Origin of the sequence: Marinobacterium sp. BA1, from assembly GCF_041155135.1 — a bacterium.
GTDB classification, from domain to species: domain Bacteria; phylum Pseudomonadota; class Gammaproteobacteria; order Pseudomonadales; family Balneatricaceae; genus Marinobacterium; species Marinobacterium iners.
Genome location: NZ_BAAFHC010000001.1, coordinates 1,087,074 through 1,106,534, shown reverse-complemented (window position 1 = coordinate 1,106,534; position 19,461 = coordinate 1,087,074). Strand labels below are relative to the sequence as shown.

Genomic DNA, 19,461 nt, shown 5'->3' with positions numbered 1-19,461 from the left:
TCGCCTGTATAGACTGGGATTGGGAACGAATCGTCTGTTCTTTTCCAGCACTACAGCCATTCCGACAAGCGTCATGCGGCAGCGCAACAAACAGGCCAGTCAGGTTGAACTGCAATGATGATCCGGAATGGTTACAATGAGGTAAATACGACATGAATTCCGACACAAGGCACTCTATGCATACTGAAATCTGTCATCCCGGGTTCCGCTTTCTACAACACAAGGCGATTGAGTCACTCAATATTGAAGTGGCGGAGTATGAGCACATTACAACTGGGGCGCTGCATTATCACATTGCGTCAGAGCATGATGAGAATGTATTTCTGGTTGCGTTCAGAACCATGCCGGAAGACTCTACCGGTGTGGCACACATTCTGGAGCACACCGCACTCTGTGGCAGTGAACGCTATCCAGTTCGCGACCCCTTCTTCATGATGACCCGACGCTCGCTTAATACGTTCATGAATGCTTTCACCAGCAGTGACTGGACGGCTTATCCCTTTGCCAGCCAGAACCGGAAGGATTTCTTCAATCTGCTGGATGTGTATCTGGATGCCACCTTCTTTTCACGACTTGATCCACTGGATTTTGCTCAGGAAGGACATCGTGTCGAGTTCAGCGAAGCAGCCAACCCTGACTCCTCACTGGTGTACAAGGGGGTGGTATACAACGAGATGAAGGGGGCAATGAGCTCACCGGTTTCCACGCTGTGGCAAACGCTGACACGCTACCTGTTTCCCACCACCACCTATCATTACAACAGCGGTGGTGAGCCGGACTGTATTCCGGATCTCAGTTACGAAGAACTGCTGGAGTTCTACCGCAGTCATTACCATCCCAGCAACGCAGTCTTCATGACCTTTGGCAACCTGCCGGTTGAAGAGCTGCAGCAGCGCTTTGAAGAGCAGGCTCTGTCCCGCTTTGAACGCCGTGATGAGACATTGAGCGTAGACAACGAGAAGCGTTATTTCGCCCCTTTGAGAGTTGAAGAGGCGTATGCGCTCGAACAGGACGACCTGACAGCATCTACCCATCATGTCATAGGCTGGCTGCTGCCGCGTTCGATTGAGCTTGATCAGCTGATGCAGGCCCACCTGCTCAGTCGGGTGTTGCTGGACAACTCCAGCTCACCATTACGGGCAGCACTTGAATCGACCGATCTGGGCAGCGCCCCTTCACCGCTGTGTGGACTTGAAGACTCCAACCGCGAGATGAGCTTTATGTGTGGCCTTGAAGGCAGCGAGCCTGAAAAGGCGGCGGCCTTCGAGCAACTGGTGATCGATACGCTTGAAAAGGTTGCAGAAGAGGGCGTACCGCAGGAAACGGTTGAGGCCCAGCTTCATCAGCTGGAGCTGAGTCAGCGTGAAATTACCGGTGACGGCTACCCATTTGGTCTGCAACTAATTCTGTCGGCCATGCCGGCGGCCATTCACCGGGGCAACCCGATTGGGGTGCTGGACATTGATCCCGCCCTGGAAAAGCTGCGCGAGCAGATCAAGGATCCAGCGTTCATTCCTGGGCTGGTACGCCGCTGGCTGCTGGACAATCCGCACCGTGTGCGCCTGACACTGCGACCGGATGCCGAACTGGCTGCCCGTCGTGATGCAGCTGAAGCGGCACGGTTGGAACAGATCAAGGTGGGCCTGAGCGAAAGCGATAAACAAGATATTATTGATCGTTCTCAGGCGCTTGAAGCACGCCAACAGCAGGTTGATGATGACAGCATTCTGCCCTGTGTCACCCTTGAGGACGTCCCGGCTGAGCTTAACCTGCCGACTGCCACTGAACTGGCCACCGATCCGCTTAAAACGACCTGGTTTGGTGCCGGTACCAACGGTCTGGTTTACCAGCAGGTGATTCTTGACCTGCCTGAACTGAGTGAGCGTGAACAGTCCCTTATGCCACTGTACACCTACTGCCTGACAGAGCTCGGCTGTGGTGATCGCGACTATCGCGCCAACCAGGCCTACCAGAGCCAAGTGACCGGTGGACTGCATGCTTACACAAGCCTGCGAGGCAGCGTCGATGACGAACAACAGGTCAATGCCTATCTGGTGATGTCCGGCAAGGCCCTTAGCGTTAATAGTGAAAAATTGACTGCTCTAATGGCCGAAACGCTTGCTGATGCGCGTTTTGATGAAACTGCCCGCATCCGTGAAATTGTGGCGCAACAGCGTGCACGCCGTGAGCAGAGCATTACCGGATCAGGCCACAGCCTGGCGATGATGGCCGCAGGGGCCGGTTTCAGCCCGGTAGCCCGACTGTCACACCAGACCCGTGGCCTTGCCGGCGTACGCTTTGTCAAACATCTGGACAAAAGTCTGGCAGAGGAGAATATGCTGACGGCTCTGTCAGCTGAGCTGACGGCGCTGCATGAGCGTATTCGGTCGGCGCCTCGTCGCTTCCTGCTGGTCGGTGAAGAGGAGCATCGTGACAGTCTGCGTCAGCAGCTTGAGCAGTTCTGGATAGGTCAGGCTGACAGTCGAGGTGATTTTGTTGCTCTGTCATTGCCCGAAACCCGCTCGGCGGTTCAGCAGCTATGGCTGACCAGTACCCAGGTCAGTTTCTGTGCCAAGGCCTACCCGACAGTACCAACAGGCCACCCGGACGCAGCAGCACTGACCGTGCTGGGTGACTATTTGCGTAACGGCTACCTTCACCGTGCCATCCGAGAGAAGGGTGGGGCCTATGGGGCAGGCGCCGGGCAGGACAATGGCGATGCCATCTTCCGCTTCTTTTCCTATCGCGATCCGCGCATAGAGGGAACGCTGGACGACTTCGATCAGGCGCTGCAGTGGTTGGCCACCTCTGAGGGGGATCCGCAGCGACTACAGGAGGCGATTCTGGGTGTAGTCAGCTCCATGGATAAGCCCGGCTCCCCAGCCGGAGAAGCCAAATCGACCTACCACAGTAGCTTGTTCGGCCGCACGCCAGAGGTGCGTCAGGCCTTCCGCCAGCGGATTCTGTCGGTCACGCTTGATGACCTCAAGCGCGTGGCATCGACCTGGCTCTCGCCCGAAAAGGCGAGTATGGCTGTTGTGACCAGTCACAAAGCTGCAGACTCACTGCCGGCAGAGTGGGAGAGAATCGAAATCTGAATTCCGCTTGCGGCAGCATCAACATGGCTGCCGTGATACTTACGGACAGACACAAAAAACCCGGGCTTGCCCGGGTTTTTTCTTTTTAGATCTCAATGATCACTTCTTGAAGTCATCCAGGATCTTGTTGAAGGTAGTGCTTGGGCACATCACCTTGAACACGGTATCGAGATTTGCGTGGTAGTAACCATCCAGCTCGGCAGGCTTGCCCTGTACCGCATTCAGCTCGTCCACGATGGTCTGCTCGTTCTGAGTCAGCGCATCAGCCAGCGGCTTGAATTCGGCTGCAAGATCAGCATCCTCAGCCTGAGCGGCCACTTCCTGTGCCCAGTACAGGGCCAGGTAGAAATGGCTGCCACGGTTATCCAGCTCGCCGGCCTTGCGTGAAGGCGACTTACCGTTCTCCAGCAGACGCTCGGTTGCTTTATCGAGTGCGGTTGCCAGTACCTTCGCACGGACATTGCCTTTCTTGATGCCCAGCTCTTCCAGAGAAACGCCCAGTGCCAGGAACTCACCCAGTGAATCCCAACGCAGGTGGTTTTCCTGCATGACCTGCTGAACATGTTTCGGTGCAGAACCGCCGGCACCGGTTTCGTACATGCCGCCGCCAGCCAGCATCGGCACGATGGACAGCATCTTCGCAGATGTACCCAGTTCCATGATCGGGAACAGGTCGGTCAGGTAGTCACGCAGAACGTTACCGGTCACAGAGATAGTGTCCAGACCGCGAATCAGACGTTCCATGGAAACACGGATCGCTTCGTTGTAGGACATAATGGAGATGTCGAGACCTTCTGTGTCGTGCTCTTTCAGGTACTCTTTGACTTTTTTGGTCAGCTCCAGATCGTGCGCACGTTCCTGGTCCAGCCAGAAGATGGCCGGAGTATCGGACTGACGTGAACGGTTGACCGCCAGCTTGACCCAGTCACGGATAGCCGCGTCCTTGGTCTGGCAGGCGCGCCAGATGTCGCCTTTTTCCACTTCGTGCTGCATCAGGACAGTGCCGTCAGCCTTCACGACGCGCATGGTACCATCAGCCTGGATCTCAAAAGTCTTGTCGTGAGAGCCGTACTCTTCGGCTTTCATCGCCATCAATCCCACGTTCGGTACGCTGCCCATGGTAGTGGGATCGAACGCGCCGTTAGTTTTACAGAAGTTGATCATTTCCTGGTAGATGCGCGCATAGGTAGACTCAGGCATAACAGCCTTGGTGTCTTTCTGCTTGCCATCGCGGCCCCACATCTGGCCGGAGTTGCGGATCATGGCCGGCATGGACGCATCAACGATTACGTCACTCGGGATGTGCAGGTTGGTGATACCTTTAACGGAATCAACCATCGCCATTTCCGGGCGGTGTTCGTAGCAGGCATGGATCGCTTCTTCGATTTCGTCCTGAGTGGACTGGGGCAGAGACTTGATCTTCTCGTAGACGCTGCTCATGCCGTTGTTCGGGTTAACACCCAGTTGCTCGAACAGCTCACCATACTTGTCGAATACTTCACGGTAGAACACACGTACCGCATGGCCGAACACGATCGGGTGAGATACCTTCATCATGGTCGCCTTGACGTGCAGGGACCACATGACACCTGCTTCTTTACAGTCCTGAAGTGTGTCTTCGAAGAAAGCGTCCAGCGCCTTGGCACTCATGAACATGCTGTCCAGAACTTCGCCTTTTTCCAGGCTGAGCTCTTTTTTCAGGACCGGCTGACCGCCATTGGGAACAAACTCGATGCGTACATCGGTTGCCTCAGGCATGGTGACCGACTGTTCGCTGGAGAAGAAGTCACCGCCACGCATGTAATCCGCGTGGGAGCGTGAAGACTTGCTCCATTTGCCCATTGAATGCGGGTGCTTGCGAGCGAAAGCCTTGACCGCAGCCGGCGCACGACGGTCAGAGTTGCCCTGACGCAGAACCGGGTTTACAGCGCTGCCGAGAATGCCGGCGTAACGGGACTTGGCTTCTTTTTCTTCGTCGGTCTGCGCGTTCTCAATGTACTCAGGCACGTCGTAGCCCTGCTCCTGCAGCTCTTTGATGGCGGCACGCAGCTGGGGAACGGAAGCACTGATATTCGGCAGTTTGATGATGTTGGCATCAGGGTCTTTGGCCAGATCGCCGAGGAAAGCGAGACCATCTTCGACGCGCTGCTCTTCGGTGAGGCGCTCGGGGAAGGCAGCAAGAATACGGGCAGCCAGGGAGATATCGCTCAGATCAACTTCAATATCGGCAGAAGAAGCGAAGGTGCGAATAATCGGCAGCAGCGAAGCGGTCGCCAGTGCCGGAGCTTCATCAGTTAGGGTATAGATGATTTTTGATTTTGTAGGCATGTTTTTCCCCGAAATGATTTATGGCTGGATTGCCAAGGGCTCGTTCGGGCGATGGATAATCACCCTGCGCTGTATGAATGAGCCTGGCGCTTGTAAATCGGCTACAAATTATAAAGGCTGAAGGGGCTTTTTGATACCCGGGCACTATCGACTTAGGGCTAAAGAATGGGCCTGAGATGATAAAAAGGCGTGATTGAATGTAGCAAACCAACAACCTGACAGGCCCGGCCGGAAAGCCTGTCAGGTTAGTGCGAAACGAGGGGTCAGCTCTGTTCCGGCTCATAGCCCAGATTGGGTGCCAGCCAACGTTCGGCCTCATCCATGCTCATCCCCTTGCGCTTGGCATAGCTTTCGACCTGGTCTTCACCAATTTTGGCAACGCCGAAGTATCGCGCATCAGGATGGCTGAAATACCAGCCGCTGACCGCTGCGGTCGGCAGCATGGCAAAACTGTCGGTCAACGTCATGCCTGCGTTATGCTCCACATCCAGCAGCTCCCACAGCAGAGCCTTTTCAGTATGGTCAGGGCAGGCCGGGTAGCCCGGAGCAGGGCGAATACCCTGATACTGCTCACGAATCAGTGCATCATTGTCGAGGTTTTCATCGGCGGCATAGCCCCAAAACTCGGTGCGAACACGCTTGTGCATGCACTCGGCAAAAGCTTCAGCCAAGCGGTCAGCAAGGGCCTTGACCATGATGCTGTTATAGTCATCATGGTCAGCTTCAAACTCGGCGATCATTTTATCGATACCGATGCCAGCCGTGACCGCAAATGCGCCGATGTAGTCGTCAACACCCGAGTCATGGGGAGCAACATAGTCACCCAAACAATGGTTGTAGCGCCCCTCGACTTTTTGCGTCTGCTGACGAAGGTGGTGCACGCGCATGCGTATCTGGTCCCGCGTGTCATCAGTATAGATTTCGATGTCATCCGCGTTGCGGCTGTTGGCCGGGAACAGGCCGATAACGCCACGGGCGCGCAGCTTTTTGTTGTCGATGATATCGCGCAGCATCCGTTTGGCATCTTCATACAGCTTGCGTGCTTCTTCACCGACAATTTCATCATCCAGAATGCGCGGGAAACGCCCGGCCAGCTCCCATGATTGGAAGAAGGGCGTCCAGTCAATGTAATGGCTCAACTCCTCCAGGTCATAGTCCTCGAACACATGAATACCTGGTTTGGCTGGCGCGACGGGGGTGTAATCACTCCAGTCGATCGGCTGACGGTTGGCACGGGCGGCTTCCAGTGTTACTCGGCGCTGATCATTCTGGCGCGCTGCGTGACGTTCGCGTACTGCCTGATATTCATCCTGTATCTCTTTGATGAAATTGATTCTTTTTGTCTCAGACAACAGCGATGAAGCAACACCAACAGAGCGCGAAGCGTTGGTAACATGCACGACTTGATTGTTCTTGTAGTTGGGTTCAATCTTCACCGCCGTATGCGCCTTGGAGGTAGTGGCACCGCCAATCATCAACGGAATGGTAAAGCCCTGGCGCTGCATCTCTTTTGCCACATGTACCATTTCGTCCAGAGACGGGGTGATCAAACCGGAGAGGCCAATAATATCGGCGTTGTGTTCACGGGCGGCCTGCAGAATCTTTTCCGAAGGTACCATTACACCCAAATCAACGATTTCGAAGTTATTGCACTGCAGAACGACACCAACGATATTCTTGCCTATGTCATGAACGTCACCTTTCACGGTGGCCATGATCACCTTGCCGGCGGAGCTGCTGGCATTGTCAGCCTTTTCCTCTTCTATGAAAGGCATAAGGTAGGCAACTGCCTTTTTCATCACGCGAGCGGACTTCACCACCTGGGGCAGGAACATTTTGCCGGCACCGAAAAGGTCGCCCACGATGCCCATGCCATCCATCAGCGGACCTTCAATTACCTGCAGCGGGCGCTCATAGAGGTGGCGACACTCTTCCACATCCTCTTCGACATAGTCAGCAATACCTTTGACCAGTGCGTGGGCAAGCCGTTTGTTGACCTCCCAGCTGCGCCACTCAAGATCCTGTTTGACCGATGATTCGGAGGCGCCGCCCCGGTATTTCTCCGCCAGCTCAAGCATCCGCTCGGTGCCGTCTGCGCGTCGGTTCAGAACGATGTCTTCAACATGCTCGCGCAGATCTTCCGGCAGGTCATCATAGATCGCCAGCTGGCCGGCATTAACGATACCCATATCCATGCCGTTTTTAATGGCGTGGTACAGGAAGACACAGTGAATCGCTTCACGCACCTTGTCGTTGCCGCGAAACGAGAAGGAAACGTTGGACACACCACCGGACACCTTGGCGTAGGGCAGGTGCTGCTTGATCCAGCCAGTCGCATTGATGAAATCGTTGGCGTAGTTGTCGTGTTCTTCGATCCCGGTGGCAATGGCGAAGATATTGGGGTCAAAGATGATATCTTCCGGCGGGAACCCCACCTTGTCCACCAGCACACGGTAGGAACGCTCACAGATTTCGATTTTGCGCTTGTAGGTATCAGCCTGACCGGACTCATCAAACGCCATGACCACTACAGCGGCACCGTACTGACGAATCTTGCGCGCCTGTGCGATGAAGTTCTCTTCACCTTCCTTGAGGCTGATCGAGTTGACCACACCCTTGCCCTGAATGCGCTTGAGCCCTTCCTCCATCACATGCCACTTGGAGGAGTCGAGCATGATCGGCACCCGTGAGATGTCAGGCTCAGAGGCGATCAGGTTCAGGAAGCGGTTCATCGCGGCTTCGGCATCCAGCATCCCTTCATCCATGTTGATGTCGATGATCTGGGCACCGTTTTCCACCTGCTGGCGGGCCACTTCAAGTGCTGTTTCGTAGTCACCTTCCTTAATCAGGCGACGGAACTTGGCCGAGCCGGTGACATTGGTGCGCTCACCCACATTGATGAACAAGGTATCAGCACCAATATTCATCGGCTCCAGACCGGAGAGGCGACACTCGACAGCCAGTTCAGGAATTTTCCGTGGCGCCTGATCCAGCAGCGCTTCGCGAATAACGCGGATATGCTCCGGCGTAGTACCGCAGCAGCCACCAACGATATTCACAAAACCGGATTGTGCCCACTCGCGGATTTCGTCTGCCATCTGTTCGGGCGTTTCGTCATACTCGCCGAATGCATTGGGCAGGCCTGCATTGGGGTGCACGGATACGAAGGTATCGGCCACCCGGGACAGCTCTTCCACGTACTGGCGCAGTTCTTTCGGCCCCAAAGCACAGTTGAGCCCAATACTGATCGGGCGGGCGTGACGTACCGAGTTCCAGAAGGCTTCGGTGGTCTGGCCGGAAAGCGTACGCCCGGAGGCATCGGTGATGGTGCCTGAGATCATCACCGGCAGGCGAATATCATGCTGCTCAAAGTAGTGTTCAATGGCATAGATCGCCGCTTTGGCGTTTAGGGTGTCAAAGATGGTTTCGATCAGAATGATGTCGATACCACCTTCAAGCAAACCGTCGATGGACTCGGTGTAGGCCTCTACCAGCTCATCAAAGGTCACATTGCGATAACCTGGATCGTTTACATCCGGTGAAATGGTCGCTGTACGGTTAGTCGGACCCAGCACCCCGGCTACATAGCGAGGGCGATCAGGAGTTTGGGCTGTTATCCTGTCAGCCGCCTCGCGTGCCAGGCGGGCAGCAGCCACGTTGATTTCGCGGGTCAGCACCTCCATCTCGTAGTCCGCCATGGCGATGCGGGTAGCGTTGAAGGTGTTGGTTTCGATAATGTCCGCGCCTGCCTCAAGGTAGGCGATATGAATGTCGCGAATGAAATCCGGCTGAGTCAGCACCAGAAGGTCGTTATTGCCCTTAACGTCCAGGTGCCAATCGGCAAAGCGTTCGCCACGGTAATCCGCCTCAGACAGCTTGCGCTCCTGGATCATGGTGCCCATGCCGCCATCAAGCATCAGGATACGCTGGTTCAGTGACTGGCTGAGCTGTGTGTGCAGATTTTTGTTGTTCACGTGTACATCCATTGCAATAACCTTTGAGAGAGCGCCATTGTAGTCCAAACAGAGGGCGCTTTGCCTGAGGGCTTGTCATACAGTATTGAAAATATTTTGAGATTGCTGCGTTGCATAAATTTTCCTGAACGCGCACTTATAATTTGAAACAAACGTGCTAGAATGCACCCGCTTTTTCAGATCGCTGTTTCTCAGGACCAATTCGACGTCCATCCCCTCCATGGCACCCTCAGACTTCCAGCCGGAACCTGTGGGATCACTTTGCCTATTCAGTGAAGGGGTAGCCGCGGACGGACGTCCGGTATCACAGATACCAGAGAGCGGTGTTAATGAGTACCGGCAAGCCGGTCATACAGAGAGAAGACGCAGGTTTTCAGTATGCTGCAGACATTCTTGAAAGCGAAACTGCACCGGGTAACTGTTACCCATGCAGAGCTTCATTATGAAGGTTCATGTGCCATCGATGGTGAACTGCTGGAGAAATCCGGCATTCGTGAATATGAAATGATCCATATTTACAACATCAACAACGGCGAACGCTTCACCACATATGCCATCAGGGCTGAAAATGGCAGTGGCGTCATTTCTGTCAACGGAGCGGCCGCGCACAAGGCTCAGAAAGGCGATCTGCTGATTGTCTGTTCCTACGTCCAATTGGACGAACAGGAAGCGGAAGGCTACCAGCCAACTCTGTGCTACTTCGAGAATGCCAAGTCGGATAACGGCGTCGGCATTACCGATGATGAACTGCGCGCTCGAAACCAGCTGACTGGCATGAAGTCAGCCATCCCGGTCCAGACCAGCGACATGTAACGCAAAACTGGATTGAAGAACCCGCCCGGCACCCGCCGTGCGGGTTTTTTTAGTGTCTTTTGTTGCTGATAGGTATTTACCCCTACTTGGTGACACCATGTCGACACTTTGAGACTATTCGTTTCATATGTGATCAGCATCAATTTTACCGAAGCCTGCAGCATGGCTCGCTTTGCGGCCCTGCAGCCTTTACCGAAGTAGCTGTTTACGCCTTTTGTCTTAGTTTACTCGGGAAGAACTTTCGCTAAAGTGTCGCCACCTGCCTCAGGGACTGTCAACAATACAACTATAAACCTCCTGAGCTATTCACCAACCCGAGAGTTAGAGGCCGCTGCGATGTCTTACCATGCAGAGTACACCAAGTCTGTTGAAAACCCGGAAGCCTTCTGGGCCGAAAAGGCGGCAGACCTGCCCTGGTTCAAACAGCCCCAAACCATCCTCTCCAAGGATGAAAACGGCATTGACCGCTGGTTTGCGGATGGCGAAATGAACACTGCCTATATGGCACTGGATCATCATGTCGAAAATGGCCGTGGTGACCAATTGGCTGTCATCTATGATTCACCGGTCAGCAATACCAAGCGCCAGCTGACCTATCGCGAAATGCGTGATCAGGTGGCACTGTTCGCCGGGGTGCTCAAGGCGCAGGGCGTGGAGAAAGGCGATCGCGTTGTAATTTATATGCCAATGGTGCCGGAAGCCCTGATCGCAATGTATGCGGTTGCACGGCTGGGGGCGATTCATTCCGTGGTATTCGGTGGCTTTGCACCTCACGAGCTTGCAGTTCGCATAGATGATGCTGAGCCTAAGGTGGTAGTAACAGCTTCCTGTGGTCTTGAAGTCTCGAAAATCATCGAATACAAGCCAATGTTGGACGAGGCAATCGAGCAATCTGCTCACAAGCCTGAAAAGTGCATCATACTGCAGCGTCCGCAGGCAAAAGCCAGCCTGATTGCCGGTCGCGACCTGGACTGGGAAGAGGCCGTAGCATCTGCAGAGCCGGCCGATTGCGTGCCGGTAAAAGGCACCGACCCACTCTACATCCTTTACACCTCAGGCACGACAGGCAAGCCCAAGGGCGTAGTGCGTGATAACGGTGGCCACGCTACCGCGCTGAAATACTCCATGAAGGCGATTTACAACATCGACGCCGGCGATACATTTTTGGCCGCATCCGATGTTGGCTGGGTTGTAGGGCACTCCTACATTGTCTACGCACCACTACTGGCAGGTGCAACCACTATTGTTTACGAAGGCAAGCCCGTACGCACACCGGATGCTGGTGCATTCTGGCGCCTTTGTGAAGAGTACAGGATCAAGGCTCTGTTTGCCGCACCGACAGCGTTCCGCGCCATCAAAAAAGAAGATCCGGACGCCAAAGAGATCAGCAAGTACGACCTGTCCAGCCTTGAGATCATCTTCATGGCAGGTGAGCGCCTTGATCCACCAACCTACCACTGGACTATTGAAAAAACCGGCAAACCAGTCATCGATCACTGGTGGCAGACCGAAACCGGCTGGGCCATTTGCGGCAACTTGATGGGCATCGAGCAAAAAGAGCCCAAGCCGGGCTCTGCCACCTTGCCGGTGCCAGGCTTCAATGTGCAGATTCTGGACTCGGAGGGTAATCAGATGCCGGCAGGCGAGCAGGGCTCTATTGCCATTAAGCTGCCACTGCCACCGAGCTGCCTGCCGACCATTTGGGGCAACCATGAGCGCTTCCGAGCCGGCTACCTGTCTGACTTCCCGGGCTATTACACATCTGGTGATGGCGGCTACAAGGATGAAGACGGCTATGTGTTCATCATGGGCCGCACTGATGACGTCATTAACGTAGCAGGCCATCGCTTGTCTACCGGCGAAATGGAAGAGATCGTTGCCGATCATCCCGCTGTTGCCGAATGCGCCGTCATCGGTATCAATGATGCACTTAAAGGGCAGGCCCCCATTGGTCTGGTCTTGCTCAAGGATGGCATCGATGTGGACGAGGCTATTCTTGAAAAGGAACTGGTCGCAATGGTACGCAAAGAAATCGGCCCGATCGCCTGCTTCAACCGCGCCATCGTGGTACAACGCCTGCCCAAAACTCGTTCCGGCAAGATCCTGCGCAAGCTGCTGCGCCAGATTGCGGATGGTCAGGAATACACTGTACCGTCCACTATCGACGACCCGGCCAGCCTGTCTGAAATTGAAGACATCATGGACAATCATGGCCTGGTTCAGCACAACTGAGCAACTTGAATTAGCTAACAAGGGCAGCCACTGGGCTGCCTTTTCTGTTTTGATTACTCAATAAGTCCTGATACGGTCGTAACTGACGCTCCATCTGGTAAACTGTCTGTTTAAAGATACCCTTCAAGGCCCCTGCGTCCGTTATGCGAACCATCTCTTTTCGCGCACTTCTGATCACCTCCAGCCTTTTATTGCTGCTGATCTTCTTTGGCATGACAGTCTACAGTTTGAATGAACGCCAGAATCTGCTTCAGCAACAGCTGGATCGCAAGGCTGACTCATTGCAACAAAGTTTTGAACTGACATTGCACGAGCAGGAAAACAAAATGATATTGCTGGCCTCCATGGTGGCAGCCGACCCGGTGGTGCAGGAGCTTTTCTACCATGGCTCTCGCATGGTCGTGATAGAAGGGGGAGGCAAGGGCGGTGAAGAAGCAGCCCGGCTCCGACAGGCCCTGTTTGATCGAGTGGCACCTGCGTGGCGGCAGATGCAGGAACAATATGCACTGCGCCAGCTGCACTTCCACCTGCCACCGGCAAAATCCTATCTGCGCGTCCATGCCCCCGATCATTTTGGCGACGATCTTTCATCCATCCGCCCCATCATTGTAAACACCAATCACACAGGCAAGTCTCAGACCGGCTTTGAAATTGGACGCGTTTATTCTGGTATTCGTGGTGTCACGCCTGTGTGGTACACCCGCCAGGATGGAACACTGGCGCATGTCGGAGCACTCGAGGCAGGCGCTTCGGTTGACAGTGTATTGAGCCGGCTGGCACCCATGCTGGATGCCGAACTGACCCTGCTGCTAAATCGAAAGGATGTTGAGCGAACTGTCTGGGACGAGTTCAAGCCAGAACCTGTATCAGCCTGTGATTGTTACATAGAAGCCACAACCTCAGACCGCGTTACCCAATGGATGCAGCGCTCAAAACTTTCATTTGATGAGCTAAGTCAGCAGGGCAGTGTTCAGATATTGAACTGGGAAGACCGTGTATACAGTCTGGCACGCTTCCCACTACAGGATTACAGCAGTCAGACAGAGAACTCAGCCCTGCCACCTCCTGGTATTATCATCAGCTGGCAGGATATAACCGAACTCTGGCATGAAGAGCGGCGCGCTCAGCAACTTCTGATTCTGATTACAGCAGGGGCCTATATGCTGACCCAGCTGCTGCTTTTGCTTTTGCTGCGCCGGCTGAGAGAAATGATGCAACAGCGCGTGAATGCAGCCGCCGCGGAGGCGGAGCAGGCACAGCTGCAACTCACCAGTCTGCTGAGCGACTCTCCTGTCGTTACCTACAGCCTTCGCATTCCTGGCACTTCACTTGACTACATATCACCCAACTGCACACATCTGCTTGGCTATCATCCAGAACATATTATTGGGGACGACCACTGGTGGGTTGAGCATATTCATCCACACGATCGCGAGTATGTTCGCCAGACGATGGATTGGACTCAATGGCCGACAAAAGGCATTCGCAGGCGTTATCGACTGCAGCACAACAACGGCCAGTGGCGCTGGATCGAAGACAGGTGCCGCGCATCGCGCTCTGTAGATGGTGTGCAGATGCTGAATGGGGTATTACTTGATATTACAGCGCAGCACCGCGCTGAAGAAGCTCTTAAAGAAAGTGAACGCAGCTTGAGAAGGGCACAACGAATAGGCGCTGTAGGCAGCTGGGAATATCACTTTGCTGATCAGTCACTTACCTGGTCAGAAGAAACCTACCGCATTTTTTCGGTTACACCGGAGCAAACACCAGACTATGCTCTGTTTATCAGCCGAGTCCACCCGGACGACCGTGAACTCGTCGACAGCACTTGGCACAATGCCATACAAGGCGGTCGTTACGACCTTGAGCACCGTGTTGTTGCTGGCGGAGAGGTCCGCTGGGTACGTGAAATGGCTGATTTCGAGCACGATGAAACTGGAGTGTTACGGGCCACCGGAATGGTGCAGGACATTACAAGCCAGAAACTGCGCGAACAAGAACTACATCGACTGGCCACAAGTGATGCACTGACCGGGCTCGCCAATCGGCGCTATTTCATGGAGCGTCTGGAGCAGGAAAGGGCGAGGGCGGTCAGATTTAATACGCGCTGCGGCCTGATGATGATAGATCTGGACCACTTCAAGCAGGTCAATGATCAGTTTGGCCACGCGACTGGTGACCGAGTACTCAAAGCCTTCGCAGATACGGCCGCCACCCAACTGCGCCAGATCGATATTATTGGCCGCATCGGAGGTGAGGAGTTTGCCGTCCTACTGCCAGGCACAGACATGGAGGGTGCCAAGATTTTAGCTGAGAGGCTGAGGCTGGCCATAGCCGCAATCAGTTTTGCAGACATTCACTCATTGCACGTTACTACCAGTATCGGTGTAACCGTCATCACTAAAACAGATCATGAAGTGGATGCGCCACTGGGCCGGGCTGACAAGGCCGTATATACAGCAAAGCATAATGGTCGCGACCGAATAGAGATTGCTAAATGATATGTATTTTTAATACTTAATACGTAACCGGTACTAAAACACCATGGAGTAGCTATGCCTGATCTGTGACATATATCCTTATTAATATTGCGGTATATTGAACAGGTTCAAACACTAAGGCCCATAACATGAAGCACCTCCTGAGCCTGCTTGCCGTAGCTATACTGCTGCTCATCCTTATATTGCTGGTCGTATGGCCGTTCGACCAAAACACCACCGTTCAACAGAGGCAAGCAGAAAACAGCCTTGGCAGCCAAGTATTGCGCTTTGGCTATAACATTCCCGAACGCAGCGCACTCCATCTGGCAGCCATGCGCTTCAAGGAAGAGATCGAACGCCAGACAGAAGGGCGTATTGAAATCCAGCTCTTCCCCAATCAGGCCCTCGGAAATGACCACCAGATGCTGGAAATGGCCCGACGCGGCGAGCTTGACCTCCTACTGATTCCCTCCGCCAAACTCAGCGTGGCACTGCCTGAGATGCAATATGCCGACATGCCCTTCCTCCTGCCTGCGCGAGAAGACATGTATGCAATGCTGGACGGCGAACCGGGGCGACTTCTTTTGGAAAAAATGAATAAAATCAATATGGTTGGCGTAACTTTTTGGGGTAATGGGTTCAAACATTTCACTGCTAACCAGCCGTTGAAGAAACCTTCAGATTTTGCGGGCCTCAAAATCAGAATCATGAAAAGCCGCCTGCTGCGCGATCAATTCAACCTCATGGGCGCCGAAGCGGTACCGATCGACTTTCACGAAACGCGCCAGGCACTTCTTGACGGCGTAGTGGATGGTCAGGAAAACCCTCTGGTGGCGATTCACAGTATGGGCATACACGAAGCACAAACCGATCTAACCCTGAGCGAGCACGCGTATCTGGCCTATATATTTGCCATCAGCGGAAAACGCTTTAACCAACTACCGGGACACCTGCAAACCCTTCTGATTGAAACGGCACGCGCGATCACACCCTGGCAACGCGCCGAGACTGAACGGCAGGAAAGCGAATTTTTGGCCGAAATTGCAGCCACAGGCATCCACATTCATCGACTAAGCAGGTCTGAACGAATACAGTTTCAGCGCGCTGTACAACCACTTGCTGATCGCTTTGAAACCACCATCGGCGCCGACATCCTTGCGTACACTCACGAATACGCCACATTGCAGCACCCCCAGGAGAATCGCTGGCTTATCGGCGTAGACACTGATCTGAGCACCGTGTCACCCAAGCTTGGCCTGGAAATCAAGCGCGGTGCAGAGCTGGCCGTCGAGCGGTTTCGCAGGGCAGATCCAACTCTGATCCCGGATATTCGAGTAATAACCCGTGACAATCGCAACCTCACCGGACGCTCAAACCGAACACTGGATGACTTTGCTCGCCAACCCTCCATGATCGGGATTATTGCGGGAGTAGGACCACTCTCTTTCCAGACCCAACATATGGCGACAGAAGCATCGCTGCCCATACTCAATCCTTGGATGAACCACACCGAGCTGTTTTCAGCCAACAGTCGCCTGATCAACCTTGCACCATCATCATTCCAGATAGCCAAACAGTTGGGACAGGAGCTAAGTCAGCGAAATATCAGCACAGTACAGCTACTGACAGAAGCGACAGCTCTGAGTGAAAATCTTGCTGTCTCAATAGAAACCGAGGCAATCAAAGCAGGCCTTGAGGTCCAATCAAAGATCAAGCTTGACCCAACAAAGCCATTGGTCCAACAGCTTATAATCCAACAAAATACATCAACAGACGCTATTATTCTGGTACTACAGAGCCAGCTGCTTGAACAAAGCCTGGAATGGTACGAAGATCAGCCTGATATACCCCTGCTGATCTCAGCAGTAGACTGGACAGTTTCGGAGAACGCCCCCAATCTACTCAGCCTGCAGAGCTGGCATCATGGAAATACAATAGACGATATCATAGCGGCATATACTGACCGTTACGGCAACGAACCAGCGTCAGTTTCAACGCTTTTGCAGTCACACGACGCAGCCTGGATATTGCTGTTCGCGGCAACACGGTGTGAGGCCGGACTGAGCGACAATATCAAGCAGGCCCTTAACGCTGCAGTACCATGCGAACGAGTGGCATCGGATTTTTCAATGACAGCTCCTGACCAGCCGGGGCAATTCAGGCTGCACCTGGCGCCAGCCTATCGGCAAACCGATAGCAAAAGGGGGACACCATGAAGTTATTGACCTCTGACCAGCCACCCAAGCATTACCGCAGCCTTCAGCGCAAACTGACACTGACAATATGCGGCTTTGTGGCGCTGGTTATGCTCATCGTCACTTTCACGGTTGCCTACATTTTACGCAATGAGCTATATCAGCAGGCATACAAAGGGCTAGGGGAAAGCGCTCACTCGTCGTTGATCCAGCTGGAAAACCGTATCGCCTATCTGGTTGAGGGTACCGCAAGACTGGCGGAAAACCCTTTCATGGTGAATGGGCTAATTGACAGTCAGGCTCGCACCACCGATTTACCACCATTGTTGGCAAACTTCTCCTCAGGGACGTCCATGCGCTCGGCAGCCCTGCTGGATTTTGATGGACAGCCGGTATATCAGGACGAACACTGGCTGCCTGAGTTTAACCAGTCAACAGAATTGAGAGCCGCTCTCTCGATGGGGGAAATTGCGCTCTATAACGACCCTGCCAACCGACAAATGACAGTCATTGCGCCAATCAAGTTCTACGACACAACTCAGGGCGCACTGTTGGCAGCCTTCGACCTGCGTGAACTGGTCGCACGTCATGCCTTTAGGGAAAACGAAGGATTCCTGAGGCTCTATACAGAAGACACTTCAGTGTTGACCCTGGGCCATGATGAAACCATCAATTACATCAGCAGTCGACAGCGACCGACAGTGGACACACCACTACTACAGCAACTTGATTTAAGCCTTGAAGCCGGCATTCCTGAATCCCAATTCGAGTCAGTCATCACAACGACTGTAACTCGCTTCGTCGGCATTGGCATTATTCTGACCTTGATAGCCGCCATACTGGCAGCATGGATTGGACAGGGGATAGCCTCACCCATAATCGAACTGTATCGCAGAGTAAAGGATACCCGCCGCGCAACCTGCGCGCCTCTTGGGACCCATGATGAACTTGAAGCACTTGCGGAAGCCTTTGATGAACGCACGCGCGCACTGGAATTGGCACAACTTGGGTTGCAGGAACAACGCGACCGGTTTGAGTATGAGGCCAACCACGATTCACTGACTGGATTGCCTAACCGTTTTAATTTCAATCAGCAGCTAGAACTTGCCATCAGCCAAGCGGTACACGACTGTCTAAACTTCACTCTGGCGTATATTGATCTGGACCGCTTCAAGCTGATCAATGACAGCCTTGGACACCCTGTCGGGGATAAGGTACTGATCACCGTGGCTAACCGTCTTAAGGCTTTGCTTGGAAATGGGGATCGTCTTTTCCGGCACGGCGGTGACGAATTTTTCCTGATGTTGGCTGCCAGTGCCGATACCCGACATGAAGACGAACTTCTGCCACGAGTTGTGGCCGCCCTGTCAGATCCCGTCATCAAACATGGGCATCATCTGGACGTTAGGGCCAGCATCGGAGTCACGCGATGTCCACAGGATGGCAATACCGCTCAAGCATTGACACGCAACAGTGATCTCGCCATGTACCTGGCCAAGAAAATGGGTGGCGGACAGTATCAGCACTTTCATACCAGCCTCAGTGATCAGGCACTGCAACGCATGGAAGTTGAAGCAGGGCTGAAACAAGCACTGCAAAAAGGGGAGCTGCGGGTATATTTCCAACCTCAGGTCGATATGCGCAATGGCCGCATAACAGGCACCGAAGCACTGGTACGCTGGCAACACCCGGAAAAGGGGCTCCTGATGCCTGGCGCATTCATTCCGATTGCCGAGGAAACCCGGCTGATTATTGATCTGGGCAACGAGGTCATGCGACAAGCCTGTCAGCAACAAGTCGAGTGGTATCGTGCTGGCTTCAACCCAGGAAGGGTCTCCGTAAACCTGGCGGGGGCACAGATTCACGAAGCTGACTTGGTTGAATCCGTTCAAAGCGTGCTACATCAGACTGGTTGTAAACCACAATGGCTTGAACTGGAGGTAACCGAGGGCTTTATTATGCAAGACACCGCCAGAACCGTGCCAACCCTGAAGCAGCTTAAGGAAATGGGAATACTATTGTCGATCGATGATTTTGGCACCGGATACTCATCACTGACCTACCTCAAACGACTGCCGGTATGCCGGCTGAAAATCGACCAATCGTTTGTCAGAAACTCAGTAATGGATCCCAACGATCTTGCCATTATCGAAGCCATCATAGCACTGGCAAATAAACTGGACCTGGAGCTTATCGCAGAAGGAGTTGAAACCGAAGAGCAGAAGAAACTGCTTCTGCAGGCTGGATGCCCGCACGCACAGGGCTATTTATATGGCAAACCCATGCCGGCACTGGAACTGATGGAGATGCTCCGCGAGAACCAGACCGGCACGGCATAATG

Annotated in this window: 8 protein-coding genes; 6 read left to right on the top strand and 2 right to left on the bottom strand. The window is 53.8% G+C overall.

Going from position 1 to position 19,461, the window contains the following annotated elements; all coding sequences use genetic code 11:
• Positions 1 to 176: 176 nt before the first annotated feature.
• Complete coding sequence (locus ACAM29_RS05360) at positions 177 to 3,098, top strand: insulinase family protein (RefSeq protein WP_369623453.1); 2,922 nt, start codon at positions 177 to 179, stop codon at positions 3,096 to 3,098.
• Between the two features lie 99 nt (positions 3,099 to 3,197).
• Here ACAM29_RS05360 and ACAM29_RS05355 read toward each other — a convergent pair whose 3' ends face one another.
• Positions 3,198 to 5,426: an NADP-dependent isocitrate dehydrogenase gene (locus tag ACAM29_RS05355; protein WP_369623452.1), complete on the bottom strand. Its 2,229-nt coding sequence runs from the start codon at positions 5,424 to 5,426 to the stop codon at positions 3,198 to 3,200.
• A gap of 263 nt (positions 5,427 to 5,689) precedes the next feature.
• On the bottom strand, positions 5,690 to 9,400 hold the full coding sequence (metH, locus tag ACAM29_RS05350) for a methionine synthase (RefSeq protein ID WP_369623451.1): 3,711 nt from the start codon (positions 9,398 to 9,400) through the stop codon (positions 5,690 to 5,692).
• 378 nt (positions 9,401 to 9,778) lie between these two features.
• On the opposite strand from metH, the gene panD reads away from it, so the two are divergent.
• The 5 genes from panD (at position 9,779) to ACAM29_RS05325 (ending at position 19,459) form a co-directional block, all read left to right on the top strand.
• Entirely contained in the window at positions 9,779 to 10,213 is a 435-nt protein-coding gene (gene panD, locus ACAM29_RS05345) for an aspartate 1-decarboxylase (RefSeq protein ID WP_091824107.1), read from the top strand.
• Between the two features lie 297 nt (positions 10,214 to 10,510).
• Positions 10,511 to 12,445: a propionyl-CoA synthetase gene (locus ACAM29_RS05340; protein ID WP_369625121.1), complete on the top strand. Its 1,935-nt coding sequence runs from the start codon at positions 10,511 to 10,513 to the stop codon at positions 12,443 to 12,445.
• Positions 12,446 to 12,588: 143 nt separating this feature from the next.
• A complete protein-coding gene (locus ACAM29_RS05335) occupies positions 12,589 to 14,946 on the top strand; it encodes a diguanylate cyclase (protein WP_369623450.1) in 2,358 nt (785 codons plus the stop codon).
• Positions 14,947 to 15,074: 128 nt separating this feature from the next.
• Complete coding sequence (locus tag ACAM29_RS05330) at positions 15,075 to 17,141, top strand: DctP family TRAP transporter solute-binding subunit (protein WP_369623449.1); 2,067 nt, start codon at positions 15,075 to 15,077, stop codon at positions 17,139 to 17,141.
• Positions 17,138 to 19,459 carry a putative bifunctional diguanylate cyclase/phosphodiesterase gene (locus ACAM29_RS05325; protein WP_369623448.1) on the top strand — a complete coding sequence of 774 codons (2,322 nt, stop codon included), beginning with the start codon at positions 17,138 to 17,140 and terminating at the stop codon, positions 19,457 to 19,459. The genes ACAM29_RS05330 and ACAM29_RS05325 overlap by 4 nt, the downstream gene beginning before the upstream one ends.
• The last annotated feature ends 2 nt before the right edge of the window (positions 19,460 to 19,461 follow it).

Bases quoted from the DNA above. Each gene is read 5' to 3' on its own strand.
- ACAM29_RS05360 (WP_369623453.1), top strand. From the start codon at position 177: ATGCATACTGAAATCTGTCATCCCGGGTTCCGCTTTCTACAACACAAG.
- ACAM29_RS05355 (WP_369623452.1), bottom strand. From the start codon at position 5,426: ATGCCTACAAAATCAAAAATCATCTATACCCTAACTGATGAAGCTCCG.
- panD (WP_091824107.1), top strand. From the start codon at position 9,779: ATGCTGCAGACATTCTTGAAAGCGAAACTGCACCGGGTAACTGTTACC.
- ACAM29_RS05335 (WP_369623450.1), top strand. From the start codon at position 12,589: ATGCGAACCATCTCTTTTCGCGCACTTCTGATCACCTCCAGCCTTTTA.
- ACAM29_RS05330 (WP_369623449.1), top strand. From the start codon at position 15,075: ATGAAGCACCTCCTGAGCCTGCTTGCCGTAGCTATACTGCTGCTCATC.
- ACAM29_RS05325 (WP_369623448.1), top strand. From the start codon at position 17,138: ATGAAGTTATTGACCTCTGACCAGCCACCCAAGCATTACCGCAGCCTT.